Source organism: Rhodococcus sp. BS-15 (assembly GCF_000813105.1).
Lineage (GTDB): Bacteria > Actinomycetota > Actinomycetes > Mycobacteriales > Mycobacteriaceae > Rhodococcoides.
Window position 1 is genome coordinate 1 of sequence record NZ_BAOX01000033.1, and the last position, 20642, is coordinate 20642.

The 20642-nt window shown below is 64.8% G+C and carries 21 protein-coding genes, 1 other RNA gene and 3 pseudogenes; 18 read left to right on the forward strand and 7 right to left on the reverse strand.

Annotated elements, in window-relative coordinates; translation table 11 throughout:
- Positions 1–274: putative immunity protein (locus RHBS_RS06700; RefSeq protein WP_374700542.1), on the forward strand; the 274-nt coding region annotated here is incomplete at its 5' end.
- A 30-nt stretch (positions 275–304) separates the two neighbouring features.
- On the opposite strand, the gene RHBS_RS06705 is transcribed toward RHBS_RS06700, so the two are convergent.
- Entirely contained in the window at positions 305–883 is a 579-nt protein-coding gene (locus RHBS_RS06705; RefSeq protein WP_128645222.1) for an ATP-binding protein, read from the reverse strand.
- A 7-nt stretch (positions 884–890) separates the two neighbouring features.
- Positions 891–1082, reverse strand: coding sequence for a hypothetical protein (locus tag RHBS_RS06710; protein WP_128645224.1), 192 nt, complete (start codon positions 1080–1082; stop codon positions 891–893).
- A gap of 69 nt (positions 1083–1151) precedes the next feature.
- On the opposite strand from RHBS_RS06710, the pseudogene RHBS_RS32110 reads away from it, so the two are divergent.
- Together RHBS_RS32110 and RHBS_RS06715 are read left to right on the forward strand one after the other, a co-directional pair.
- Positions 1152–1310 (forward strand): annotated as a pseudogene (locus tag RHBS_RS32110) (N-acetyltransferase); the annotation flags it as partial.
- A 5-nt stretch (positions 1311–1315) separates the two neighbouring features.
- Positions 1316–1696, forward strand: a complete 381-nt coding sequence (locus RHBS_RS06715) for a GNAT family N-acetyltransferase (protein ID WP_374700543.1) — start codon at positions 1316–1318, stop codon at positions 1694–1696.
- Here the strand turns inward: RHBS_RS06715 and RHBS_RS06720 are convergent.
- From RHBS_RS06720 to RHBS_RS06735, 4 genes and pseudogenes are all read right to left on the reverse strand, one after another.
- Positions 1669–2948, reverse strand: a pseudogene (locus RHBS_RS06720) (RNA polymerase sigma factor). The gene RHBS_RS06715 and the pseudogene RHBS_RS06720 sit on opposite strands and share 28 nt — an antisense overlap.
- A gap of 31 nt (positions 2949–2979) precedes the next feature.
- Positions 2980–3324 carry a YciI family protein gene (locus RHBS_RS06725; RefSeq protein ID WP_121870247.1) on the reverse strand — a complete coding sequence of 115 codons (345 nt, stop codon included), beginning with the start codon at positions 3322–3324 and terminating at the stop codon, positions 2980–2982.
- 184 nt (positions 3325–3508) lie between these two features.
- Positions 3509–4729, reverse strand: a complete 1221-nt coding sequence (locus RHBS_RS06730; protein WP_121870246.1) for an acyl-CoA dehydrogenase family protein — start codon at positions 4727–4729, stop codon at positions 3509–3511.
- Positions 4730–4773: 44 nt separating this feature from the next.
- On the reverse strand, positions 4774–6183 hold the full coding sequence (locus RHBS_RS06735; protein ID WP_128645225.1) for an acyl-CoA dehydrogenase family protein: 1410 nt from the start codon (positions 6181–6183) through the stop codon (positions 4774–4776).
- Between the two features lie 204 nt (positions 6184–6387).
- Here RHBS_RS06735 and RHBS_RS06740 point away from each other — a divergent pair, with 204 nt between their 5' ends.
- Positions 6388–6693: a DUF1304 domain-containing protein gene (locus RHBS_RS06740; RefSeq protein WP_306303518.1), complete on the forward strand. Its 306-nt coding sequence runs from the start codon at positions 6388–6390 to the stop codon at positions 6691–6693.
- Here RHBS_RS06740 and hisN read toward each other — a convergent pair.
- Positions 6690–7494: pseudogene (hisN, locus tag RHBS_RS06745) on the reverse strand (histidinol-phosphatase). The gene RHBS_RS06740 and the pseudogene hisN overlap by 4 nt on opposite strands.
- Before the next feature lie 92 nt (positions 7495–7586).
- Here hisN and prfB point away from each other — a divergent pair.
- From prfB to RHBS_RS06815, 14 genes are all read left to right on the forward strand, one after another.
- Positions 7587–8698 (forward strand): peptide chain release factor 2 gene (prfB, locus tag RHBS_RS06750; protein ID WP_128645226.1). Its coding sequence is split into 2 segments (ribosomal slippage): positions 7587–7779 and positions 7779–8698, totalling 1113 coding nucleotides; the frame shifts between segments, so codons are not numbered across the junction.
- 38 nt (positions 8699–8736) lie between these two features.
- A complete protein-coding gene (locus RHBS_RS06755) occupies positions 8737–9639 on the forward strand; it encodes a mechanosensitive ion channel family protein (RefSeq protein WP_121870243.1) in 903 nt (300 codons plus the stop codon).
- The gene (locus RHBS_RS06760) at positions 9636–10085 is read left to right on the forward strand and encodes a hypothetical protein (protein WP_128645223.1); all 450 of its coding nucleotides are present in this window, start codon (positions 9636–9638) and stop codon (positions 10083–10085) included. The genes RHBS_RS06755 and RHBS_RS06760 overlap by 4 nt, the downstream gene beginning before the upstream one ends.
- A gap of 86 nt (positions 10086–10171) precedes the next feature.
- Entirely contained in the window at positions 10172–10861 is a 690-nt protein-coding gene (gene ftsE / locus RHBS_RS06765) for a cell division ATP-binding protein FtsE (RefSeq protein WP_121870241.1), read from the forward strand.
- A gap of 66 nt (positions 10862–10927) precedes the next feature.
- Positions 10928–11833 (forward strand): permease-like cell division protein FtsX, encoded by a 906-nt coding sequence (gene ftsX, locus RHBS_RS06770; protein WP_121870240.1) that lies wholly within the window; start codon positions 10928–10930, stop codon positions 11831–11833.
- 83 nt (positions 11834–11916) lie between these two features.
- On the forward strand, positions 11917–12390 hold the full coding sequence (smpB, locus tag RHBS_RS06775; RefSeq protein ID WP_027496576.1) for an SsrA-binding protein SmpB: 474 nt from the start codon (positions 11917–11919) through the stop codon (positions 12388–12390).
- Between the two features lie 8 nt (positions 12391–12398).
- Positions 12399–13253 carry a DMT family transporter gene (locus tag RHBS_RS06780; RefSeq protein ID WP_121870239.1) on the forward strand — a complete coding sequence of 285 codons (855 nt, stop codon included), beginning with the start codon at positions 12399–12401 and terminating at the stop codon, positions 13251–13253.
- A 31-nt stretch (positions 13254–13284) separates the two neighbouring features.
- Complete coding sequence (locus RHBS_RS06785; RefSeq protein WP_121870238.1) at positions 13285–14706, forward strand: SDR family NAD(P)-dependent oxidoreductase; 1422 nt, start codon at positions 13285–13287, stop codon at positions 14704–14706.
- 94 nt (positions 14707–14800) lie between these two features.
- Positions 14801–15171: a transfer-messenger RNA gene (gene ssrA, locus RHBS_RS06790) on the forward strand.
- A gap of 118 nt (positions 15172–15289) precedes the next feature.
- Positions 15290–15949: an alpha/beta hydrolase gene (locus RHBS_RS06795; protein ID WP_121872510.1), complete on the forward strand. Its 660-nt coding sequence runs from the start codon at positions 15290–15292 to the stop codon at positions 15947–15949.
- Positions 15928–17217 carry an NAD(P)/FAD-dependent oxidoreductase gene (locus tag RHBS_RS06800; protein ID WP_374700544.1) on the forward strand — a complete coding sequence of 430 codons (1290 nt, stop codon included), beginning with the start codon at positions 15928–15930 and terminating at the stop codon, positions 17215–17217. Before RHBS_RS06795 ends, RHBS_RS06800 begins: the two co-directional genes overlap by 22 nt.
- Entirely contained in the window at positions 17208–17987 is a 780-nt protein-coding gene (locus tag RHBS_RS06805; RefSeq protein WP_121870237.1) for a DUF1365 domain-containing protein, read from the forward strand. Before RHBS_RS06800 ends, RHBS_RS06805 begins: the two co-directional genes overlap by 10 nt.
- Entirely contained in the window at positions 17984–19294 is a 1311-nt protein-coding gene (locus tag RHBS_RS06810; RefSeq protein WP_121870236.1) for a cyclopropane-fatty-acyl-phospholipid synthase family protein, read from the forward strand. Before RHBS_RS06805 ends, RHBS_RS06810 begins: the two co-directional genes overlap by 4 nt.
- Entirely contained in the window at positions 19291–20616 is a 1326-nt protein-coding gene (locus RHBS_RS06815; RefSeq protein ID WP_121870235.1) for a class I SAM-dependent methyltransferase, read from the forward strand. Before RHBS_RS06810 ends, RHBS_RS06815 begins: the two co-directional genes overlap by 4 nt.
- Positions 20617–20642 lie beyond the last annotated feature (26 nt).

The window sequence follows — 20642 nt, forward strand, 5'->3', positions numbered from 1 at the left end:
CATGGGAGCGGCACGGCCGCTGGACGGTTGCTCTCGCTTCGCCGCATACGCCGCGGGCCAGGCAGCCTGCGTGGCTCACGTACCCGAACACGACCTCGGAGCGGCCGCCTACGCCATCAAGGCAGCTCGGGCGGCGGCACCTGCAGGCCGGGAGATGAGTGCGGGTAGGGAAGAGCTCGAGTGGCAGCGCGACCGGCTCCCGAACAGCGTGCGGCAGCTGGTGCTGGAAGACCAGAAGAGAAGAAACAGTATCTGTTGGTCCGTGTTCGACTGATCCCGCTACGTCACCGACACCGTGAAGAAGTCACGAGGCACGATTGCCGCACGCACATCTTCCGGGGTCAGTGGTGACGCAGGTATCAGGGAGGCGTCGGAGGAACCTGATGGTGGTGCCGGTGTGCACGGTCGGTTCGGTCGCCACCAGCTCGGTCACGGGAACTCCGTGCTCGTATCGTCCGGTCCATGCACCGTCTACCCGCCGGTTGGTGTGTTCGAGCATCTCGGACAGTGCCGCGACGGTGGACATCCCGCGTCGGGCATGGCCGTCGTCGAGCAGAACGGGTTGAGGTTCGTCGAAGAAACGCACATCTTTCGTGCTGACGACAGGCTTTCGTACCGCAACGCCGTCGTCGAGTCTGGTGTCGGTGCCTCGACCGGTGTCGGACACCTCGATCGTCCCGTCCGAGTGCACAGTCACGGTCGCGTGACCACCGCCCTGGTGTTCGGCTTCGTCCGCCGCGTACGCGAGTACCTCGAGAACGAGGTGCAGGACTCCGCCGGGCGCGTATTCGCCGGGTCGGGACCTGATGTGCGACAGATGATCCAGATCGACGTCCACCGACCAGTCGTGTGTCGTCGTGGTCCAGGTGTGACGACTGGACATCGGGGCTTCAGTCCGAGACCTGCTCGCGGGCATCGTCACTGGTGACTGTTTCGGAATGGGCGGTGTCTTCTGCGTCGTCGTCGGCGGCATCGGCGGTGAGATCGACCGTGTCCACACCCTCGAGCGCCGTCAACTCCTGCTCCGCCTCCGCGATGAAGCCCTTCGCGTTCTCTTCGATCTTCTTGACCCACTCGGCCATGACGGTCACACCCTTCGCTCGATCGTGTACCACCGGTCTACCAGACTTCTTCCCCCTAGGATCCACGGTGTGCGAACACGAACCTCGCGTCTCGATCTCGACGAACCGGTCGTCACCGATCTCGATGCGCTGTACGCGATCTGCAGCGACCCGCAGTCGTGGACCCACTTTCCGAGCCTGCGGCACACCGATCCCAGCGTGACCGAACGAATGTTGCAGGGCTGGTCCGAGCAGTGGCGGCGGGATGGATTGGCCACGTGGATCATTCGGGAGCGCGGCAGCCGCACGGTCGGTGGCTACGGCGGGTGCTCGAAGCGGCAGAACACGTTCTGGAATCTCGGCTATCGCTCCATCCCGACGCACAGGGCAAAGGGTATGCCGCGGAGATGTGTGAGATCGCAGTCGAGTGCGCGCACCGAACCGAGCCCGAACTGCCGATCGTGGCGTACCTGCTCGAACACAACGTCGCGTCGGCCTGGGTGGCCGAACGCGCGGGCCTGGAGTTGATCACCCGTGGACCCGATGTCGGCAATCCCGACGCCGACGCTGTTCGCCTGGTGTACGCAGACCGCTCGTTGACGGCAGATCAGGTGGACGTGGTTCTGTCGGCCTGACCGCGGCAGGTGGTCACCTCCTCCAGCCGACGTCGGAGCAGGCGCTTCTCCGGTGCGGTTCGGGCGACATCCAACGCTCGGCGATACTCGATCGCCGCCTCCTCGAACCTACCGAGTCGTTGCAGCAGATCGGCTCTCGCCATGGGATAGGGATGATAACGACGCAACGACGCCTCGCCGGCAAGCCGGTCCAGCTCTCGAAGGCCGGGTCCGGGGCCGTCGCGCATCGCCAGAGCAACAGCCCTGTTCAGTGCGACGATTGCACTCGGTGTCCGAGTCATGAGGACGTCGTACAGCGCAACGATCTGGGGCCAGTCCGTGCTGTCGGCGTCCGGTGACTCGTCGTGCAGTGCAGCGATGGCGGCCTGCACGGCGTAGGGACCGCCCCGGCCGCCGCCGAGGGCCTCGAGCACGAGTTCCTTACCCTCGGCGATCGACTCTGCGTTCCAGAGTCGACGGTCTTGATCTGCCAACAGCACGATCTCACCGTCCGGTCCGATTCGAGCGTCGCGTCTGGCGTCGACCAGCAACATCAGCGCCAGCAGACCGGTCACCTCGGGCTCCGCAGGCAAGGCGGCGTGCAGGAGTCGGCCCATCCCGAGTGCCTCGTCGGTGAGGCCGATTCGTCCGACGTGATCACCCGACGTCGCCGAATAGCCCTCGGTGAAGATCGAATAGACCACCTCGAGCACCATCGGCACCCTGCCTGCCAGCTCGTCCGGGCCTGGGAGGCGAAAGGGGATCCGTGCGGCCCGAATCTTGTTCTTGGCTCGAACAATTCGCTGCGCTGCCGTGGCCGGAGGGATGAGCAGCGCCCGGGCCACCTCGCCGGTGGTGAGACCGGCCAGGCATCGAAGAGTCAGTGCGAGCCGGTCACCGGCAGCGAGGGCCGGATGCGCGCAGGTGAAGAACAACTGCAGTCGGTCGTCGGGCAGAGCATCGTCGAGCGAATTCAGGCGGCTCGGTTCCCTGCGATCCGTATCCGCTTGCAGCACTCCGACTTTCGCGGCCAGGCTCTGGTCGCGGCGCAGGCGATCGACCGCCTTCCTGCGGGCAGTGGTGAGCAACCAGGCACCAGGCCTGACCGGGACGCATCGACCGGCCAGTGCTTCAGGGCCGATTCGATGGCGTCCGAGGTCACTTCTTCTGCGAGGTCGAGGTCGCGATACCGCTGCACCAGCGAGGCGAGCAGAATCGAGCGCTCGGCTCGGAAGACCGATTCGAGCGCCCGATGAACCCCGGGATCGTTCACCGAAGAAGCCTGCGTGTCGGGACTGCGACGGTCAGAATTCTGCAAGGGGTCGCACGATCACCGCGCCGCCGTCCTTGGAGCCCGGGCATCGGGCCGCCCACTCGAGTGCAGCGTCCAGGTCGGGAACGTCGATCACGTCGTAGCCGCCGAGTACCTCGTGAGATTCGGCATACGGTCCGTCGGTCACGGTGCGTTCTCCGGTGGCGGCGTCGACGCGCACAGCCGTGGCTGTCGTGAGGTCGGCCATCGCGTGACCGGAGACGTGAACGCCCGCCTCCTTCATCTCTTTCTCGTAGGTCATCCAGTCCTCGACACTGCTGCAGCCCGGTGCTGCGCCGGGCGCGGTGTCGGCGTTGATCAAAAGGATGTACTTCATGGTGCGCTCCTGGGTTCGGTACCTCGTTGTCGCGGCGCGAGTCGCCGTACACGATGACGACGTTCGGCCGACCACGATATCGACACCGGTCCCGGAATTTTTTTTCTCACGTACGAAAAACGGCATCGGACTCGAGGTCCGATGCCGTTTCGCAGCTACTTTCGGCTCGACGACGAGCCAGGTGTCACTTCAGTTCTGCAGACGACTTTCCGAGTACACGACGAGCAACGATCAGCTGCTGAATCTGCTGCGTTCCCTCGAAGATGTCGAGAATCTTGGAGTCGCGGCTCCACTTCTCGAGCAGCGGGCGCTCGGAGTAGCCGTACGTGCCGGCCAGTTCCACTGCCTTGAGGGTGATGTCGACCGCCGAGCGACCCGCCTTGGCCTTGGACATCGAGGCCTGCAGGGAGTTCGGCTCCTTGTTGTCGGCCATCCATGCCGCACGCAGTGCGAGCAGATGAGCTGCCTCCCAGTCCGCTTCGAGGCGCAGGAACTCCGCGGCCGCCGCGTGCTGGTTGTAGGCGGGTGTCTCGTACGAGATCTCGACTCCGGCGTCCACCAGGATGGACCGCAGCTCTTCGAGTGCTGCCCGTGCCACGCCGATTGCCATGCCTGCCACCAGTGGGCGGGTGTTGTCGAAGGTCTGCATGACGCCGGCGAACCCTTTTTCGACGTTCACCTCGGCGGTGCCGAGCAGGTTGTCCTTCGGGATGCGGCAATCCTCGAGCAGCAGGGCTGCGGTGTCGGAGGCCTTGATGCCCAGCTTGTGTTCGAGGCGGGCAACCGACAGGCCCGGAGCGTCACGCGGGACGACGAACGACTTGATGGCCGCGCGGCCGAGAGACTTGTCGACCGTTGCCCATACGACGACGTGGGTGGAACGCTCACCGGCGGTGACGTAGATCTTCTCGCCGTTGAGTACCCACTCGTCGCCGTCGAGGACAGCGGTGGTGGTCACGGCTGCGGAGTCCGAGCCGAAGCTGGGCTCGGTGATGGCCATCGAAGCCCACACCTTGCCGAAGCGCTCGAGCTGCTCGTCGGTGGACACCGCCGCGATGGCCGAGTTGCCGAGTCCCTGGTAGGGGATCGACAGCGTCAGGCCGACATCGCCCCAGCAGGTCTCGATCACGTTCACCAGAGCGGACATGTTGCCGCCGTTGGCGTTCGCGGTCTTGCTGGGCTTGGCCGACTCGCTGTCCTTCTCGCGGCCACCGGCGGCTCCGCCGATTTCCCCGCCGGCGTCGGACATGCCTTCGACCATCGAGGCCATGGTGTCGAGCTCGACCGGATACTCGTGCTCGGCGAGGTCGTACTTGCGGGAAATCGGGCGGAAGATCTCGGCAGCGACCTGGTGAGCCTGATTCGCCTGCGCCCGAAGCTTCTTGGGAAGTTCAAGATTGATCATCGTGTATGTCCTTGGGTGAGTGCCATGGAATTCGGGGCGGCGAGTTAGATGAGAACGATGCCCTCGGCGACGCCGACGGACCGCAGATCGCGGTACCAACGCTCGACCGGGTGCTCCTTGGTGAAGCCGTGACCGCCGAGCAGCTGCACGCCGTCGGAACCGATCTGCATGCCCTTCTCGGAGGCGAGCCGACGCGCGAGCGCCGATTCACGAGCGAACGACAGTCCCTGCTCGGCCCGCGAAGCGCCGCGCAGCGTGACCAACCGCATGCCGTCGAGTTCGATGGCGATGTTGGCGACCATGAAGGCCACGGCCTGGCGGTTGCTGATCGGCTCACCGAAGGCGACACGATCGTTGACGTACGGAACGACGTAGTCCAGTACGGCCTGGCTCGTACCGACGGCCAGCGATGCCCAGCCGAGGCGCGCGAGACCGATGGCAGCGCTGTACTCGGCGGCCCGCTGGTCTGCGTCACCGTCACCGAGCAGTGCCGACTCGGGAACTGCGACGTCGGTCAGGATCAGGCGACCGAGGCCGGCTGCGCGCAGGCCCATGCTCGGGTCGGCTTCGACGACGAGGCCCTTGGAGTCGGACTCGACGATGAAGAATGCCGGACGGCCTTCGAGTTCTGCGGCGATGACGAACAGCTCGGAGCTGCCGGCAGCAGGCACGAGGCTCTTGACTCCGTTGAGCTTGTAGCCGCTGGGAGAGCGAACGGCCTTGGTCTGCAACGCGTACGGATCGAACAGTGCGCGCGGCTCGTTGACGACCACTGCTGCATTGGGCACCTTCTCGCCGACGAATGCCGGGAGGTAGGTCTTCTGCTGTGCGTCGGTGCCCCACTGGGTCAGAGCCACGGCGACGCCGCTGGGCGCGAGGATGGGCAATGCCAGGCCCATGTCGCCGTGGGCCAGTGCCTCGGCGACGAGGGAGTTGGTGACCGCGCCACGCTCGCTGGCGGCACCGTCGAGTTCCTCGGGAACGTTGATGAGCGTGATGCCGAGCTCGGCGGAGCGACGAACCAGATCCTCGGGTGACGAGGCACTGTGATCTGCGTCGAAGGCGGCCGGGCGGAGGATCTCCTCGGCGAACTCCTTGACCGTCTCGACGATCATGCGCTGTTCGTCGTCGGGCGTCAGGTCGAAGTAGCTCAGGTTCTTGGCGGCACCGTCTTCGAGACGCTTGGGCTTGCCGCCGCCGGTGACCTTGGCGAACGTGCGATTGGCAGCGCCGAGGGTCTTGAACCCGGTCTTGGTGCTCTCGTACGTCACCCGGTCGATGGTCTGGCGGAGGTTGTACTTCTCCGCCAGTTCCGATCCGGTGATGGCGGTCAGAACGCGCATGGCGGTTCCGATGGCATCTCTCTTGAACGGGTTGAGGCCAACCGCAGAAGTATCGCGGGGCACCTTCGGGGCCTTCGCGTCGACCACACTGTCTTGCTTGCTCATGATCACCAGTTCCTCGGCGTCGGTCACGGACTTCACAGATCTTACTCCCGAGTAAGTTAGCTGTCTACTGTCGAGTAAGTACCGGTGGTCTCGACATCCGCGCGACATTTCGTATCACCCGTCGTATCGGTGTGACAGGCTGTTCGCGTGCATCCGATCGCTCAGGTCTTCGCCGCCGTCGCCGCGGCCCTTCACGTCGTCATCTTCGTCATGGAAAGCGTGGTGTGGTCCAGGCCCGCGGTGTGGGGGCGCTTCGGCGTCGCGAGTCAGCACGACGCCGACGTCGTGAAACCGATGGCCTTCAATCAGGGCTTCTACAACCTGTTTCTCGCCATCGGCATCGTGGTCGGGCTGATCGTGGGCGGATCTGCAGGCCACGCCATCGTCTACTTCGCCTGCGCCAGCATCGTCGGCGCTGCGCTCGTTCTGGCCACCGGCGGCACGAAGTATTTCCGAGCTGCGTTCGTCCAGGGCATCACGCCGCTGATCGCGCTGATTCTGGCGGCAGTTCTCTAGGCGAGATTTTTCGCGCTGGGGGACAGGTGCGCGAGGACCTCGTGGTGCAATAGGCCGTTGGTGGCCACTGCGCTGCCACCGTGCGGGCCTGCGCTGCCGTCGAGTGCGGTGAAGTCGCCCCCCGGCCTCGCGCACGAGGACATCGAGTGCGGCCAGGTCCCACAGCGAGACCTCGGGCTCGGCGGCGATGTCGACTGCCCCTTCGGCCACGAGGCAGTACGAGAAGAAGTCGCCGTAGCCGCGCACCCGCCACACGGCGTCGGTCAGATCGAGGAACCGATCCCTGATGCCCAATTCGGACCACCCGGACAGGCTGGAGAAACTCAGACTCGACGACGCCAGCGAATCGACCTTCGAGACCTCGATCCGGCGCGGGGTGCCCATGTCCGATGCCGTCCAGGCACCCAGATCGAGTGCGGCCCACCAGCGTCGGTTCAAGGCAGGTGCGCTGACGACTCCGACCCGGGGTACGCCGTCGTCGAGCAGGGCGATCAAGGTGGCCCACACCGGTACGCCGCGGACGAAGTTCTTGGTGCCGTCGATGGGATCGACGACCCACTGGCGTCCGCGCAACGTCGCCGTGCCGCCGAACTCCTCGCCCAGCAACGCGTCGGCGGGGCGGTGCGATCCGAGAGAGCTGCGGATCGTCGTCTCGACGGCCAGATCCGCGTCGGACACCGGTGTCAGATCCGGCTTGGAATCCACCGAGAGGTCCATGGCGAGAAATCGTCGGCGAGTGATGGCGTCGGCCTCGTCGGCGAGTCGAAGGGCGAGAGAAAGATCCTCGGAGTAGTCGGTCACCGCGTAAGACTAACGACGGGTACGGCCGACTGTGCCTGCCGATACTCGGGGGCGGTCGGGCGTGGGTTCGCGTGCCGGTAACCTTGACTCTCGTGCATCCCGACGTTTCTGCAGACCTGGCCGAGCTCGACACCACTCTGTCCACCGTCGAGTCGGTTCTCGACGTCGAGGAACTGCGGCGACGCATCGATGAACTCGAGCACCAGGCCGCGTCGCCGGACCTGTGGAACGACCAGGAACATGCGCAGCAGGTGACCAGTCAACTGTCTCATGCGCAGGCCGAACTCGCCGCGTCGAAGAGCTCCGCCAGCGCCTCGAGGACATGCCGGTGCTGTACGAGCTCGCCGAGGGTGAAGAGGGTGAGGCAGCCGCGTCGGCCACTGCCGATGCGGACGCCGAACGCGCGTCGCTCCGGGAGGACATCGCAGCCATGGAAGTGCGGACCCTGCTGTCCGGCGAGTACGACGCCCGTGACGCTCTCGTGAATATTCGGTCCGGTGCCGGCGGAATCGACGCCGCCGACTGGGCGGAGATGCTCATGCGCATGTACATCCGCTGGGCCGAGAAGCACGGCTACGGCGTCGAGGTCTACGACACGTCCTACGCCGAAGAGGCCGGCATCAAGAGTGCGACGTTCGCGGTCAAGGCTCCGTACACCTACGGCACGCTGTCGGTCGAGCAAGGTACGCACCGGCTGGTCCGCATCAGCCCGTTCGACAACCAGGGTCGCCGGCAGACTTCGTTCGCCGAGGTCGAGGTTCTCCCGGTCGTCGAGACCACCGATCACATCGAGATCCCCGAGAACGACATTCGTGTGGATGTCTACCGCTCGTCCGGTCCGGGTGGCCAGTCCGTGAACACCACCGACTCCGCTGTCCGACTGACACACATTCCGACCGGCATCGTGGTGACCTGCCAGAACGAGAAGTCGCAGCTGCAGAACAAGGTCTCGGCCATGCGAGTGCTGCAGGCCAAGCTGCTCGAGGTCAAGCGCAAGGAAGAGCGCGCCGAGATGGACGCGCTCAAGGGTGACGGCGGTAGCTCCTGGGGCAACCAGATGCGCTCGTACGTGTTGCACCCTTACCAGATGGTCAAGGATTTGCGTACCGAGTACGAGGTCAACAATCCGTCTACTGTTCTCGACGGAGACATCGATGGATTCCTTGAGTCGGGAATCCGCTGGCGAATGCGAGGGGAGCAGTAGATGACCGGTCATTGCGCAGGTTTCACTCCATCGATCCGATGACGACCTGGCTCAACGTGACGCCCGAGGTCAAGCTCAACGGCCTCGGAATCGTGATGTACATCCTCGGGGGGTTGCTGGCCGCGCGATTCGTCACCTGGACCGGGTCTCGGATCACTTCCCGAATCGACGACAACTACAAGCACAGCGACGCCCTCGTCCGTTCCGAAGCCGCCAAACATCGCCATGCTCTGGCTCAGGTCATCACCTGGGTCGCGGTCACACTCATCTACATCCTGGTCACCATCGAGGTGTTGCGCCGCTTCGGCTTCGGCGTCGGCGGGCTCGTGGCACCGGCAACGGTCCTCGGTGCGGCTCTCGGCTTCGGAGCTCAGCGCGTCGTGCAGGACATTCTCGCCGGGTTCTTCATCATCACCGAGCGACAGTACGGATTCGGTGACGTAGTGCAGATTGCCGTCCTCGGTTCCGCAGAGGACGCCGCGGGGACTGTCGAGGACGTGACATTGCGGGTGACTCGGGTACGCAGTGTCGACGGCGAGGTCATCACTGTTCCGAACGGTCAGATCGTCAAAGCGATCAACCTCTCCAAGGACTGGGCACGCGCGGTCGTCGACGTTCCGGTGCCCAGTACCGCCGATCTCACTCAGGTCAACGCTTTGCTCCGCGCGGTCGGCCGGGATGCGTTCGCCGATTCTCGATTGCGTCCACTACTGCTCGACGAACCGACGGTGATGGGTGTGGAGAGCATCGAAGTGGGGCAGGTCAATGTCCGTCTCGTGGCGCGAACGTTGCCGGGAAAGCAGTTCCAGGTCGGTCGCGAGATCCGGGTCCGAGTGGCCGCTGCTCTGCAGCCCGAGGGCATCAGTGTCGCCCCCGACATCAGTACCGCAGGCGTTGCACCGGAATCCACAGGACCCGTCCGGGTGGTGGACAAGAAGTGAGCACTCCGAATATCGAAACCGAGCATCCGAAACCGCAGTGGCGACAGTGGCGCATCCCCACCAAGATCGGTGGCCGGGTCCGTACGTCCACGGTGGCGTTCGGCATCTGTTTCGTACTGACAGGCTTGTTGTACGGCCAGGTCAGCGCCGAGGTCGATGCGCAGAACCGAGAAGCCGTTCAGGGGCCGACGGCAGTCGACCCCCGCCGAACTGACGCCGTACACCGAGCCGCAGACGACCCAGCCGAGCAGCTCGGTCACGTCCACCACAGCGCCGACGCTACCGCAACCACCGAACCGGAGCAATCCGGAGGCGTCGTCGACGGCACCGGACAGCAGCCGACGACCACCGCACCGGCGGCGACGACCACACCTTTCGGCCTGCCGCTTCCGCCGGGGATTCAGTCGCTGATACCCACCCAGCCTGCGCCGACATCGGCGCGCTGAGTCGGCCTTTACCGACTCTCGGGACTCGCCGCGGTGCCCACGAGGTTCCGGCGGTTACCGACGGGTAGGGACTACACTGGCGACCCGTGATCAGCACCTCGAATGTGTCCAAGTCCTACAAGACCTCCACCAGGCCCGCCCTGGACAAAGTGACGGTCTCCATCGACAAGGGTGAGTTCGTGTTCCTGATCGGCCCGTCCGGTTCGGGCAAGTCGACGTTCATGCGGCTGCTCCTCAAGGAGGAGACGCCTACCTCCGGCGACATTCACGTCGCCGATTTCCATGTCAACCGGCTGGCCGCGCGACGCGTCCCGCGGCTGCGTCAGAGCATGGGCTGCGTGTTCCAGGACTTCCGCCTGCTTCAGCAGAAGACCGTGGTGGAGAACGTGGCGTTCGCGCTCGAGGTGATCGGTAAGCCTCGTTCGATGATCAAGCGGACCGTCCCGGAAGTTCTCGAGCTCGTGGGACTCGGCGGCAAGTCCGATCGTCTGCCGAACGAGCTGTCCGGTGGCGAGCAGCAGCGAGTGGCCATCGCTCGGGCCTTCGTCAATCGCCCACTGGTTCTGCTCGCGGACGAGCCGACCGGCAACCTCGATCCGGACACCAGCCAAGACATCATGCTGTTGCTCGAGCGCATCAACCGCACGGGAACCACGGTGCTGATGGCCACTCACGACAACCACATCGTCGACTCGATGCGCCGTCGCGTGGTCGAACTCGACAATGGGCGAGTCGTTCGTGACGAGGCCCGCGGGGTCTACGGCGTCGGTCGCTGACGCCGCCGCAGATTCAGGACCGCACAGACTTCACGACCGAACGAACCGAAGGGCTCGGATTCCGCGATGCGCGCAAGTTTCATCTTCAGCGAGGTCTTCACCGGCCTTCGCCGCAACATCACCATGACGATCGCCATGATCTTGACGACCGCGATTTCCCTCGGCCTGTTCGGCGGCGGACTTCTCGTGGTGCAGATGGCGGGAAAAACCCAGCAGATCTTCCTCGATCGGGTCGAGGTGCAGATCTTCCTCACCGACGACATCTCCGCGACCGATCCCGACTGCGCCCAGGAGACCTGCGCCACCCTGCGCTCGGATCTCGACAACACCCCGTCGGTGGTGTCGGTGCAGTACCTCAACCGTGAGGACGCGGTGAAGGACGCCACCGAGCGCGTGTTCAAGGATCAGCCGGAATTGGCCGAGCTGGTCAGTGCCGACAGCTTTCCCGCGTCGTTCAAGGTGCGTCTGAGTGATCCCGAACGGTTCGGGGTGATCAACGACAACTTCGAGAATCGACCGGGTGTGCAGAGCGTGCTCAATCAGCGCGACCTGGTCGAGCGCCTGTTCAGTGTGCTCAACGGGGTGCGCAACGCTGCCTTCGCCATTGCCACGGTGCAGGCCATCGCCGCAATCCTGTTGATCGCCAACATGGTTCAGATTGCCGCGTTCACCAGGCGAACCGAGGTGGGAATCATGCGCTTGGTCGGTGCCACTCGTTGGTATACCCAGCTGCCCTTCTTGCTCGAGGCGGTGGTGGCGGCATTGATCGGCTCGGCGCTGGCCATCGCGGGCCTGTTCACCGCCAAGAACATGTTCATCGACGACGTGCTCTCGGATGTGTATCAAGCCAACATTCTGGCCCGGATATCGAACAGTGACGTGCTGCTCGTCTCGCCGTTCCTCGCTCTGGTCGGAGTCGGAATGGCCGCGGTGACGGCGTACATCACGTTGCGCCTGTACGTGCGCGAATAAATCCGCTTGCCGTTCGGTTCTATGCTGGAGCGGTTGCCCGTGGAACCGCTCCACGCGGCGAACGCTCGAGAAAGGGCCCTGCAGTGAGAGAGAAGGGCCGCAAGGCCATCGCGACCAATCGCAAGGCGCGGCACAACTACTCCATACTCGACGTCGTCGAGGCCGGAGTTGCCCTCGTCGGAACCGAGGTCAAGAGTCTGCGTGACGGCAAGGCCTCGCTGGTCGACGCCTTCGCGACCGTCGACGACGGTGAGATCTGGCTACGCGGACTGCACATCGCCGAGTACACGCTCGGCAGCTGGACCAACCACGCGCCGCGGCGAAACCGCAAACTGCTCCTTCACCGTCGCGAGATCGACCGCCTCGCAGGCAAGGTGAAAGAGGGAAACCTGACGTTGGTGCCGTTGTCGATGTACTTCTCCGACGGCAAGGTCAAGGTCGAGCTGGCACTGGCCAAGGGTAAGCAGGATTACGACAAGAGGCAGTCGCTGGCCAAGCGCACCGCCGAACGCGAGGTCACTCGCGAGCTCGGTCGTCGCGTGAAGGGAATGCGCTGACCGCTGTTCTGCTCGCGCTGGTAGCCGCCGTCGGCTACGGGGTGAGCGATTTCGTCGGAGGTGTCGCGTCCCGCCGGGTCGCCGCCCTCCGGGTGGTCATCGTGTCGTACCCCCTGTCACTGGTGATCGTTCTGCTCGTCGCACCGTTCGTCGGCGGCACCATCGAGCTCCCAGCGATGCTCTGGGGGCTGGCCTCGGGTGTCGCAGGTGGCGTCGCGGTGTGGTGGTTCTACCTGGCCCTCGCTGCCGGCCCGATGGCCGTGGTCTCACCGGTCACCGCCGTGCTGGTAGCCGGGATCCCGGTGCTGGTGGGGCTGTCGATGGGTGAGCGTCCCGGCGTCATCGCGTTCGTCGGTATCGCCGTCGCACTGGTGGCCGTGGTGCTGGTGAGCAGGGAATCTCCGGATGAGGTGACCGGCGAGGTGGCCGGTGGACGTGAGATGAAGTTCACCCGAACGGTCGCCTGGTTGACGGTCGGCTCGGGGGTGACGTTCGCGTTCGCCTTCATTTTCCTGCACCGGATCGGGGACGGCAGCGGGCTGTGGCCGCTCGCGGCGTCGCGCGCATCGGCGACCGCGGTGGTCTGGATCGTGGCCCTGGCGTCCGGCCATTTTTCACCTCCGCACGGGAGCGTGCTCAAACTGGCGGCCTTCGTCAGCGTCCTCGACGTCGTCGCCAACGCTGCGATGATCTACGCCTACCAGGATGGTCTGCTCTCTTTGGTGAGTGTGATCGCGTCGCTGTATCCGGCGGCGACGGTACTGCTGGCGATGGTGATGCTCGGCGAGCGAGTCGGCACGTTGCAGAAGATCGGAATGGTATTGGCGCTCGGTGCGATCGCGATGATCGCGCTCTCTGGTTGAACCGCATCGCGCGGGGGTAATGACTCCGGTTATGACAGCTTTCGACGCTTACTCCGACACCCCCGCGCCCGAGAAGTCGCCGCGCGTCCTCGTCACCGGTGCCACGGGATACCTGGGCGGACGGCTGGCCCCGCGACTCCTCGAAGAGGGGTACACGGTCCGCGTGCTGGCGCGCACGCCCGCCAAGCTCGATTCGGTGCCGTGGGCGGCCGATGTCGAGATCGTTCGGGGCGATCTGAGCGATCGGGAATCGTTGAAGGAAGCGCTCAGCGGCGTCGACGTCATGTACTACCTGGTGCACTCCATGGGGACCGCCGGGCACTCGGACTTCGCCGATACCGAACGCGACAGCGCCGAGAACGTCGCGGCCGTGGCGGCGGAATGCGGTGTGGGGCGCATCGTCTATCTCGGCGGCCTGCACCCGCCGACCGGTGAGCTCTCACCACACCTGAAGTCCCGAGCCGAGGTGGGACGAATTCTGATCGACTCGGGGGTGCCGACGATCGTGCTGCAGGCCGGCGTCGTCATCGGATCCGGCTCGGCGTCGTTCGAGATGATTCGGCACCTCACCAATCGGCTTCCGGTGATGACCACACCGCGGTGGGTACACAACCGCATCCAGCCCATCGCCGTGCGCGACGTGTTGCATTACTTGATCGGGGCCGCGAGTGCCCCGATCACCGAATCCAGGACCTTCGACATCGGTGGTCCCGATGTCATGCAGTACGGCGAGATGATGAACATCTACGCCGACGTCGCGGGTCTGCGGCAGCGTCGGATCATCGTTCTGCCGGTTTTGACTCCGCGACTCGCCGGCCACTGGATCGGGCTGGTGACACCCATTCCTCGTGGGCTGGCGATGCCGCTCATCGAATCGCTGCAATACGACGCCGTCGGCCACGAGATGGACATCGACGCCGTCGTACCGCGTCCGGACGGCGGCTTGACCGGCTACCGAGATTCCGTGAGATTGGCGCTACGCAAGATCGACGACGGTGAGGTGGAGACTCGCTGGACCGATGCCACCGGTACCGCGGCCCCCTCGGATCCGCTGCCGTCGGATCCGGCATGGGCAGGCGAGGTCGTCTACACCGACACCCGGGTCGCCCGCAGCGCAGCGAAGTCGACCGCGATCAGGCCCGCGCTCGAACGATTGGCCGACGCCGACGTTCTCACGGGCTGGCATCGCGACGTCACCGGGCCCGACGCATCCGCGTCGGGCACCGAGCACACCACTCGGCTCAAGTCCTCCACTCGACTTCCCGGCGAGGCCTGGCTCGACCTGACGGTCGGGGGAACTGCGAAGCAGCCGACGATCGAGCAGCGGTTGGTGTTCTTCCCGCGCGGTTTGGCCGGTCGCGCCGTCTGGTACGCCTCGTTGCCTGCACGCCTGGTGATGGCGCGTCGGATGCTGCGCACGGTGGTGCAACGAGTCGACGCCGATGCGGCCTGAATTCTGCGGATCGCCGTGTCGGCCGTTAATGGAATGAATGTGTCCGGGCGAGGCGTTACACTGAACAGCCCGGACACGGTGTTCGGGAACATACGGGGCTGAACGGTTTCGACTTTGTATGTTGAGTCAGGGGAAGCGTGTCGGTGCAGGCGAGAGACCACCGTAAGCGTCATCGCAACCTTATAAGCGCCGATTCCAATCAGCGCGACTACGCACTCGCTGCCTAAGTAGCGACTGCGTGTCTGTCAGTCCGGGCTCGCCCTCGGTCCGGGTACTGGCATCAGCTAGAGGGCTCACCGATTCATCCGGCCGCGGGATGATGAGGAACATCAAACAGTGGCTGGGATCGTCATCCTGACTTGTTCGCGAGATCGGGAGATCCAAGTAGAGGCATAGCGGACTGCACACGGAGAAGCCCTGGCAATGCAGCAGAGGACCCGGGTTCGATTCCCGGCAGCTCCACCGACGAAGACCGGGCCGAGAGACACACTCTCGGCCCGGTCTTCTTTCTGTGTCGGCCAGGTCACAATCGACTAGGTCGAAGCCATCCCACCCGAAGCGACCGCGGTGCCGAATAGTGGTCATGAGCAACGAGCCCATCCCAGTTCTGCGGACCGGCAGGCGGGTGCACGCGCCGTCACTGGTCGTGTTGGTCCTCGGCGGCGGTAAAGACGTCAGCCGGGCGCGCAGTCGACCGTGGCACCTGGCCGGTCTGCGAATGTGGCCGTTCACCTGGATGCTTCGGCGCGTGGGACGCGCACACGACATTTCGGTGCAGCAGTTGCAGTACCGGTTCCGGGGCTGGAACGCCCCCGCTGGAAGCCCCGTCGAAGATGCCCGCTGGGCGCTCGATCGCATTCGTGCCGAGCACCCCGACGTTCACGTGGTGGTCGTCGGTCATTCGCTGGGTGGCCGCACCGCCGCTGCCCTGATCGACGACCCTTCGATCGTGGGTGTGGTGGCTCTGGCCCCGTGGTGGCCGGAGGGGGCGGAAGCCGATGCGTTCGGACCGGGCAAGAAGCTGCTCGTGATGCACGGAACTGCCGACAGGTGGACCGATCCGCGAACCTCGCGTCGTGCGACCGAGAGAGCAGCCTCCCGAGGGGCGGACGCCCGCTACCTCAACGTTCCGGGTGGGCACTTCATGCTCCGCAATCCGCGGCTCTGGTCCAGGGCAACGCGCGACCTCGTTCTCGGTATCGCCGCCGATGCGCGGGCCGACTGCATGGGCAGGCAATCGTGACGCGGCGTCGTATCGCGGTGGTCGGGAGCGGCGTCGCCGGCCTGACGGCTGCCTACGCATTGTCGAAGAACTCGTCGGTCACGTTGTACGAGGCGGACTCTCGGCTGGGCGGTCACGCGGACACCCACTACGTGGACGGCCCCGATGGACGGGTAGGCGTCGACACCGGGTTCATCGTGCACAACGACCGGACGTATCCGACTCTGCTGCGCCTGTTCGCCGAGCTCGATGTGCCCACCCAGGATTCGGACATGAGCATGTCCGTGCGCTGCGACGGGTGCGGGCTCGAGTACTCGGGCGGCCAGGGCATGCGCGGGATCCTCGCGCAGCGTACCGCGGTGTTCAAGCCACGATTCGTCTCGATGTTGCTCGATGTCAAGCGTTTTCATCGGCTGGCAACCGAACTGTTGGACAGTGCCGAACCGGTGCAGTCCGAGACGACTCTCGCACAATTTCTCGAAGAGCATTCGTTCTCCGCGTACTTCGAATCCCACTTCATGACGCCGTTGGTGTCGGCGGTGTGGTCGTGCGATCCGGACACTGCTCTCGCCTACCCGGCTCGCTACCTGTTCAGCTTTCTTCGACATCACGGAATGCTCACCGTCACAGGATCTCCCACCTGGCGCACCGTCTCCGGCGGGTCCATCGAGTACGTTCGCCGGGTTGCGGAGCACATCGACGAGGTAATGCTCGATACCCCGGTGCGCGCGGTGTACAGGTCCGAGGACTCCGTGCAGATCCGCGACGGCCACGACCGCCTGCGCACGTTCGACGCGGCCGTGATCGCGGTGCACCCCGGTGCCGCGCTGAAGATGCTCGCCGAACCGACGGCGCTCGAGCACAGCATCCTGGGAGCGATGCCGTACTCCACCAATCACACGCAACTGCACACGGACTCGTCGGTGTTGCCGAAGAACACCAGGGCGCGTGCATCGTGGAACTACCACCTCCCGTCGTGCGCGGCCAGGCCCGACCGGGTGCTGGTCAGCTACGACCTGACCAGGTTGCAGCGCCTGGACGAAACCGATCGCAGAATGCTGGTCACCCTCGGTGGAGCGGACCGCATCGACCCGAATGCGGTACTCGACGAGATGACCTACGAACACCCTCAGTACACCCCTGAATCGGTTGCAGCGCAGCGGCGACTTCCTGAATTGGATACCGACACAGTGGCATTCGCTGGTGCCTACCATGGCTGGGGATTTCACGAGGACGGTGCGTTGTCGGGAGCGCGCGCCGCACAACGGGTGGGGGCCACGTGGCTCTGACATCGGTTCTGCCGACCACCCGCGCACACGGGGCGGCTTTGTATCGCACTCGGATCGATCACGTGCGACGCGCGCCGATTCGAAACACGTTCTCGTACAAGAGTTACAGCTGGTTCGTGGACCTCGATGCACTCCCCGAATTGCCCCGGATGCTGCGACTGCTGGCCTCGTTCGACCCCCGTGACCACCTCGGTGACCCCGACGCCACCATTCGCCAGAACGTCGATGCGTTCCTGGCCGAGAACGGTATCGACCTCGGCGGCGGACGGATCACGATGTTGGCCAGCGCGAGGGTGCTCGGTCATACGTTCAACCCATTGAGTGTGTACTGGTGTCACGATAGCGACGGAGAGCTCCGCTGCGTGGTGGCTGAGGTGCACAACACCTACGGCGAGCGATACCGGTATCTGCTGCACACCGATCATCGCGGCGCGGCTCGCACGACCAAGGAGTTCTACGTCTCGCCGTTCAACGACGTCGACGGCGAATACTCCATGCTGCTACCCGAGCCGGACGCCGCGCTCCGGCTGTCGATCGTCCTCGAGCGGCCCGGTCAGCCTCCGTTCGTGGCGACCGTCGACGGCCGTCGACGCGAGGTGACGACGCGGTCGATTCTTCGTACCGCACTCGAGATCCCGTGTGCGCCGTTACGAGTGGTGGTACAGATCCGCTGGCAGGGCATTCGGCTCTGGGCGCGGGGTCTGAAGATCGTGCAGAAACCTGCCCTTCCCGGGGCACCAAAATTCCAGAAGGAAGGGGCCCACAGATGACAACTGTGTCGAAGGCCGATTCTGTGTCGTACCCGTACGGTGGTTCCGCTGCCGGTCCGCGCCCGTTGGTGGATCCGCGGGTCTGGCCTCAGATCGCCCATGTTCCCGGTGGCATGAAGGTTGCTGCCGCCGCGCCCGTCGCCAATTTCCTCTTCCGTCGTGCGGTCGCGGGATTGCAGGTCCGGGTTGCGATGCCCGACGGCGAGGTGATCGGTGCCGGGTCGGCCGACGCACCGTTGATGACCGTGTATCGGCCACACGACTTCGCCGCACGGGTCGGAGACAGTGGACTCATCGGATTCGGTGAGGCATACATGGCCGGAGACTGGGATGCCGAGGACCTCACCGCTGTGCTCGAGGTCTTCGCTCGGCGAATGGCGTCGCTGATTCCGAAGTCCCTGCAGCGCCTCCGAGGACTCTATATCCCCAAACCTCCACGGAGCGAGCGGAATACGACCAAGAACACCCGATCCAACATCTCACGGCATTACGATCTGTCGAACGACCTCTTCGAGCTCTTCCTCGACGAGACGATGACCTACTCCAGTGCGTTGTTCGCCGCATCGGGAGGCGACGACAGTGAGGAGCTCGCCGACGCTCAGTGCCGAAAGATCGACCGGCTACTCGACCGCGCGGGCGTCGGCGAGGGGACCAGGGTTCTCGAGATCGGCACCGGATGGGGCGAGCTTGCTATCCGTGCGGCCGCTCGTGGCGCGACGGTACGATCGGTGACACTGTCGACCGAACAGCAGGAACTAGCGCGTAAGCGTTGTGCCGCTGCTGGCTACGGCGATCGAATTCAGATCGATCTCCTCGATTATCGTCTGGTCGACGGCGAGTACGACGCGATCGTGTCGGTCGAGATGATCGAGGCCGTCGGGCATCAGTACTGGGCGACGTACTTCGAGACGATCGACGCGCTGCTCGCACCGGGTGGGCGGGTTGCCCTCCAAGCCATCACGATGCCGCACGACCGCATGCTGGCTACCCGCAACACGTACACCTGGGTGCACAAGTACATCTTTCCCGGCGGGTTCCTGCCGTCCGTGCGGGCCATCGAGGAGGTGACCGAACAGCACACCTCGCTTCGGGTTCGCGAGCGTCTGTCCATGGGCGATCACTACGCGCGAACCCTCGCTCAGTGGGACAGGCGTTTCCGTGAATACCGCAGCGAGGCCGAGCAGCTCGGTTTCGACGAGGTGTTCGCGCGAATGTGGCACTTCTACCTGTGCTACTCGGAGGCCGGATTTCGATCCGGGTACCTCGATGTTCAGCAGATCGTGCTCGACCGAAGGGACAACCGATGACCACCTCGACACTTTCCGTGGATCGGACCGATCGCAGTGCCGGTGTCGCACATCGGATTGCCGAGTTGATAGAACCCCTGTTGGGTGGTCCGCTTCCCGTTCGGCTGCAGGCGTGGGACGGATCCGTTGCAGGCGATGCTTCGGCACCGCGAGTGCTGTTGCGGAGCCCGAGCGCCCTTCGTCGATTGTTGTGGAGCCCCGGCGAACTCGGCGCTGCGCAGGCATACGTCACCGGGGAGCTGGACGTCGACGGCGATCTAGCCGCGGCCCTCGATCACGTCTGGGGTGTGGTGCGTGAGCGCCGACTCTCGGCGATACGACCGGGTCCGGCGTCGCTACTGCGGTTGGCGAAACTGGCCAAGGATCTCGGAGTGTTCGGCCGCCCTCTGCCGCCGCCCGTGTCGCAGGCCTCGGTGAAGGGGCGGCTGCACTCGGTGCTCCGTGACCGCGCTGCGATCAGCCACCACTACGACTTGTCGAACGACTTCTACGAATTGGTGCTCGATTCGCACATGGCGTACTCGTCGGCGTACTGGACCTCCGATTCGCCGGACTACACCCTCGACGATGCCCAGCGCGACAAACTCGACCTCGTCTGTCGAAAGGTCGGGCTCGACAAGCGTGCAGGGCAACGCTTTCTCGACGTCGGTTGCGGCTGGGGGTCGCTGAGTCTGCATGCGGCCCAGGAGTACGGAGCGCAGGTCGTCGGAGTGACCATCTCGCGCGAGCAGAAAGCCTTCATCGACAAGCGAATCGCCGACCGAGGACTGCAGGACAAGGTAGAGATCCGAATCCAGGATTATCGCGAAATTCCGGACGGGCCCTTCGACGCGGTGGCGTCCATCGAGATGGGTGAGCACGTGGGGGAGGCCAATTACCCGACCTACACCGCCGCACTGCACACCAACGTCAAGCCGGGTGGACGCGTGCTGATTCAGCAGATGTCGCGAGGAGAGGGTGACAACCCGGGCGGCGGAGCATTCATCGAATCGTTCATCGCGCCGGACATGTACATGCGCCCGGTCGGGCGGACCGTCGCGATGATCGAGGAGGCAGGACTCGAGGTTCGCGACGTCCACGCCCTTCGGGAGCACTACGTGCGGACCGTCGATGTCTGGACGGAGCGCTTCGAGGCGCGCTTCGACGATGTGGTGGCGATGGTCGGGGAAGAGGTCGCTCGCGTGTGGCGGCTGTACCTGATCGGCGGTGGAATGGCCTTCCGGGACAACAGGATGGGCGTCGACCAGATTCTGGCGGTTCGGTCCGAGAACGGACCGTCCGAGATGGAACCGGTGCGACCGGTGTGGGTGTGCCCGCGGTGAACTGGTCCGATTTCCTGACCGTATCG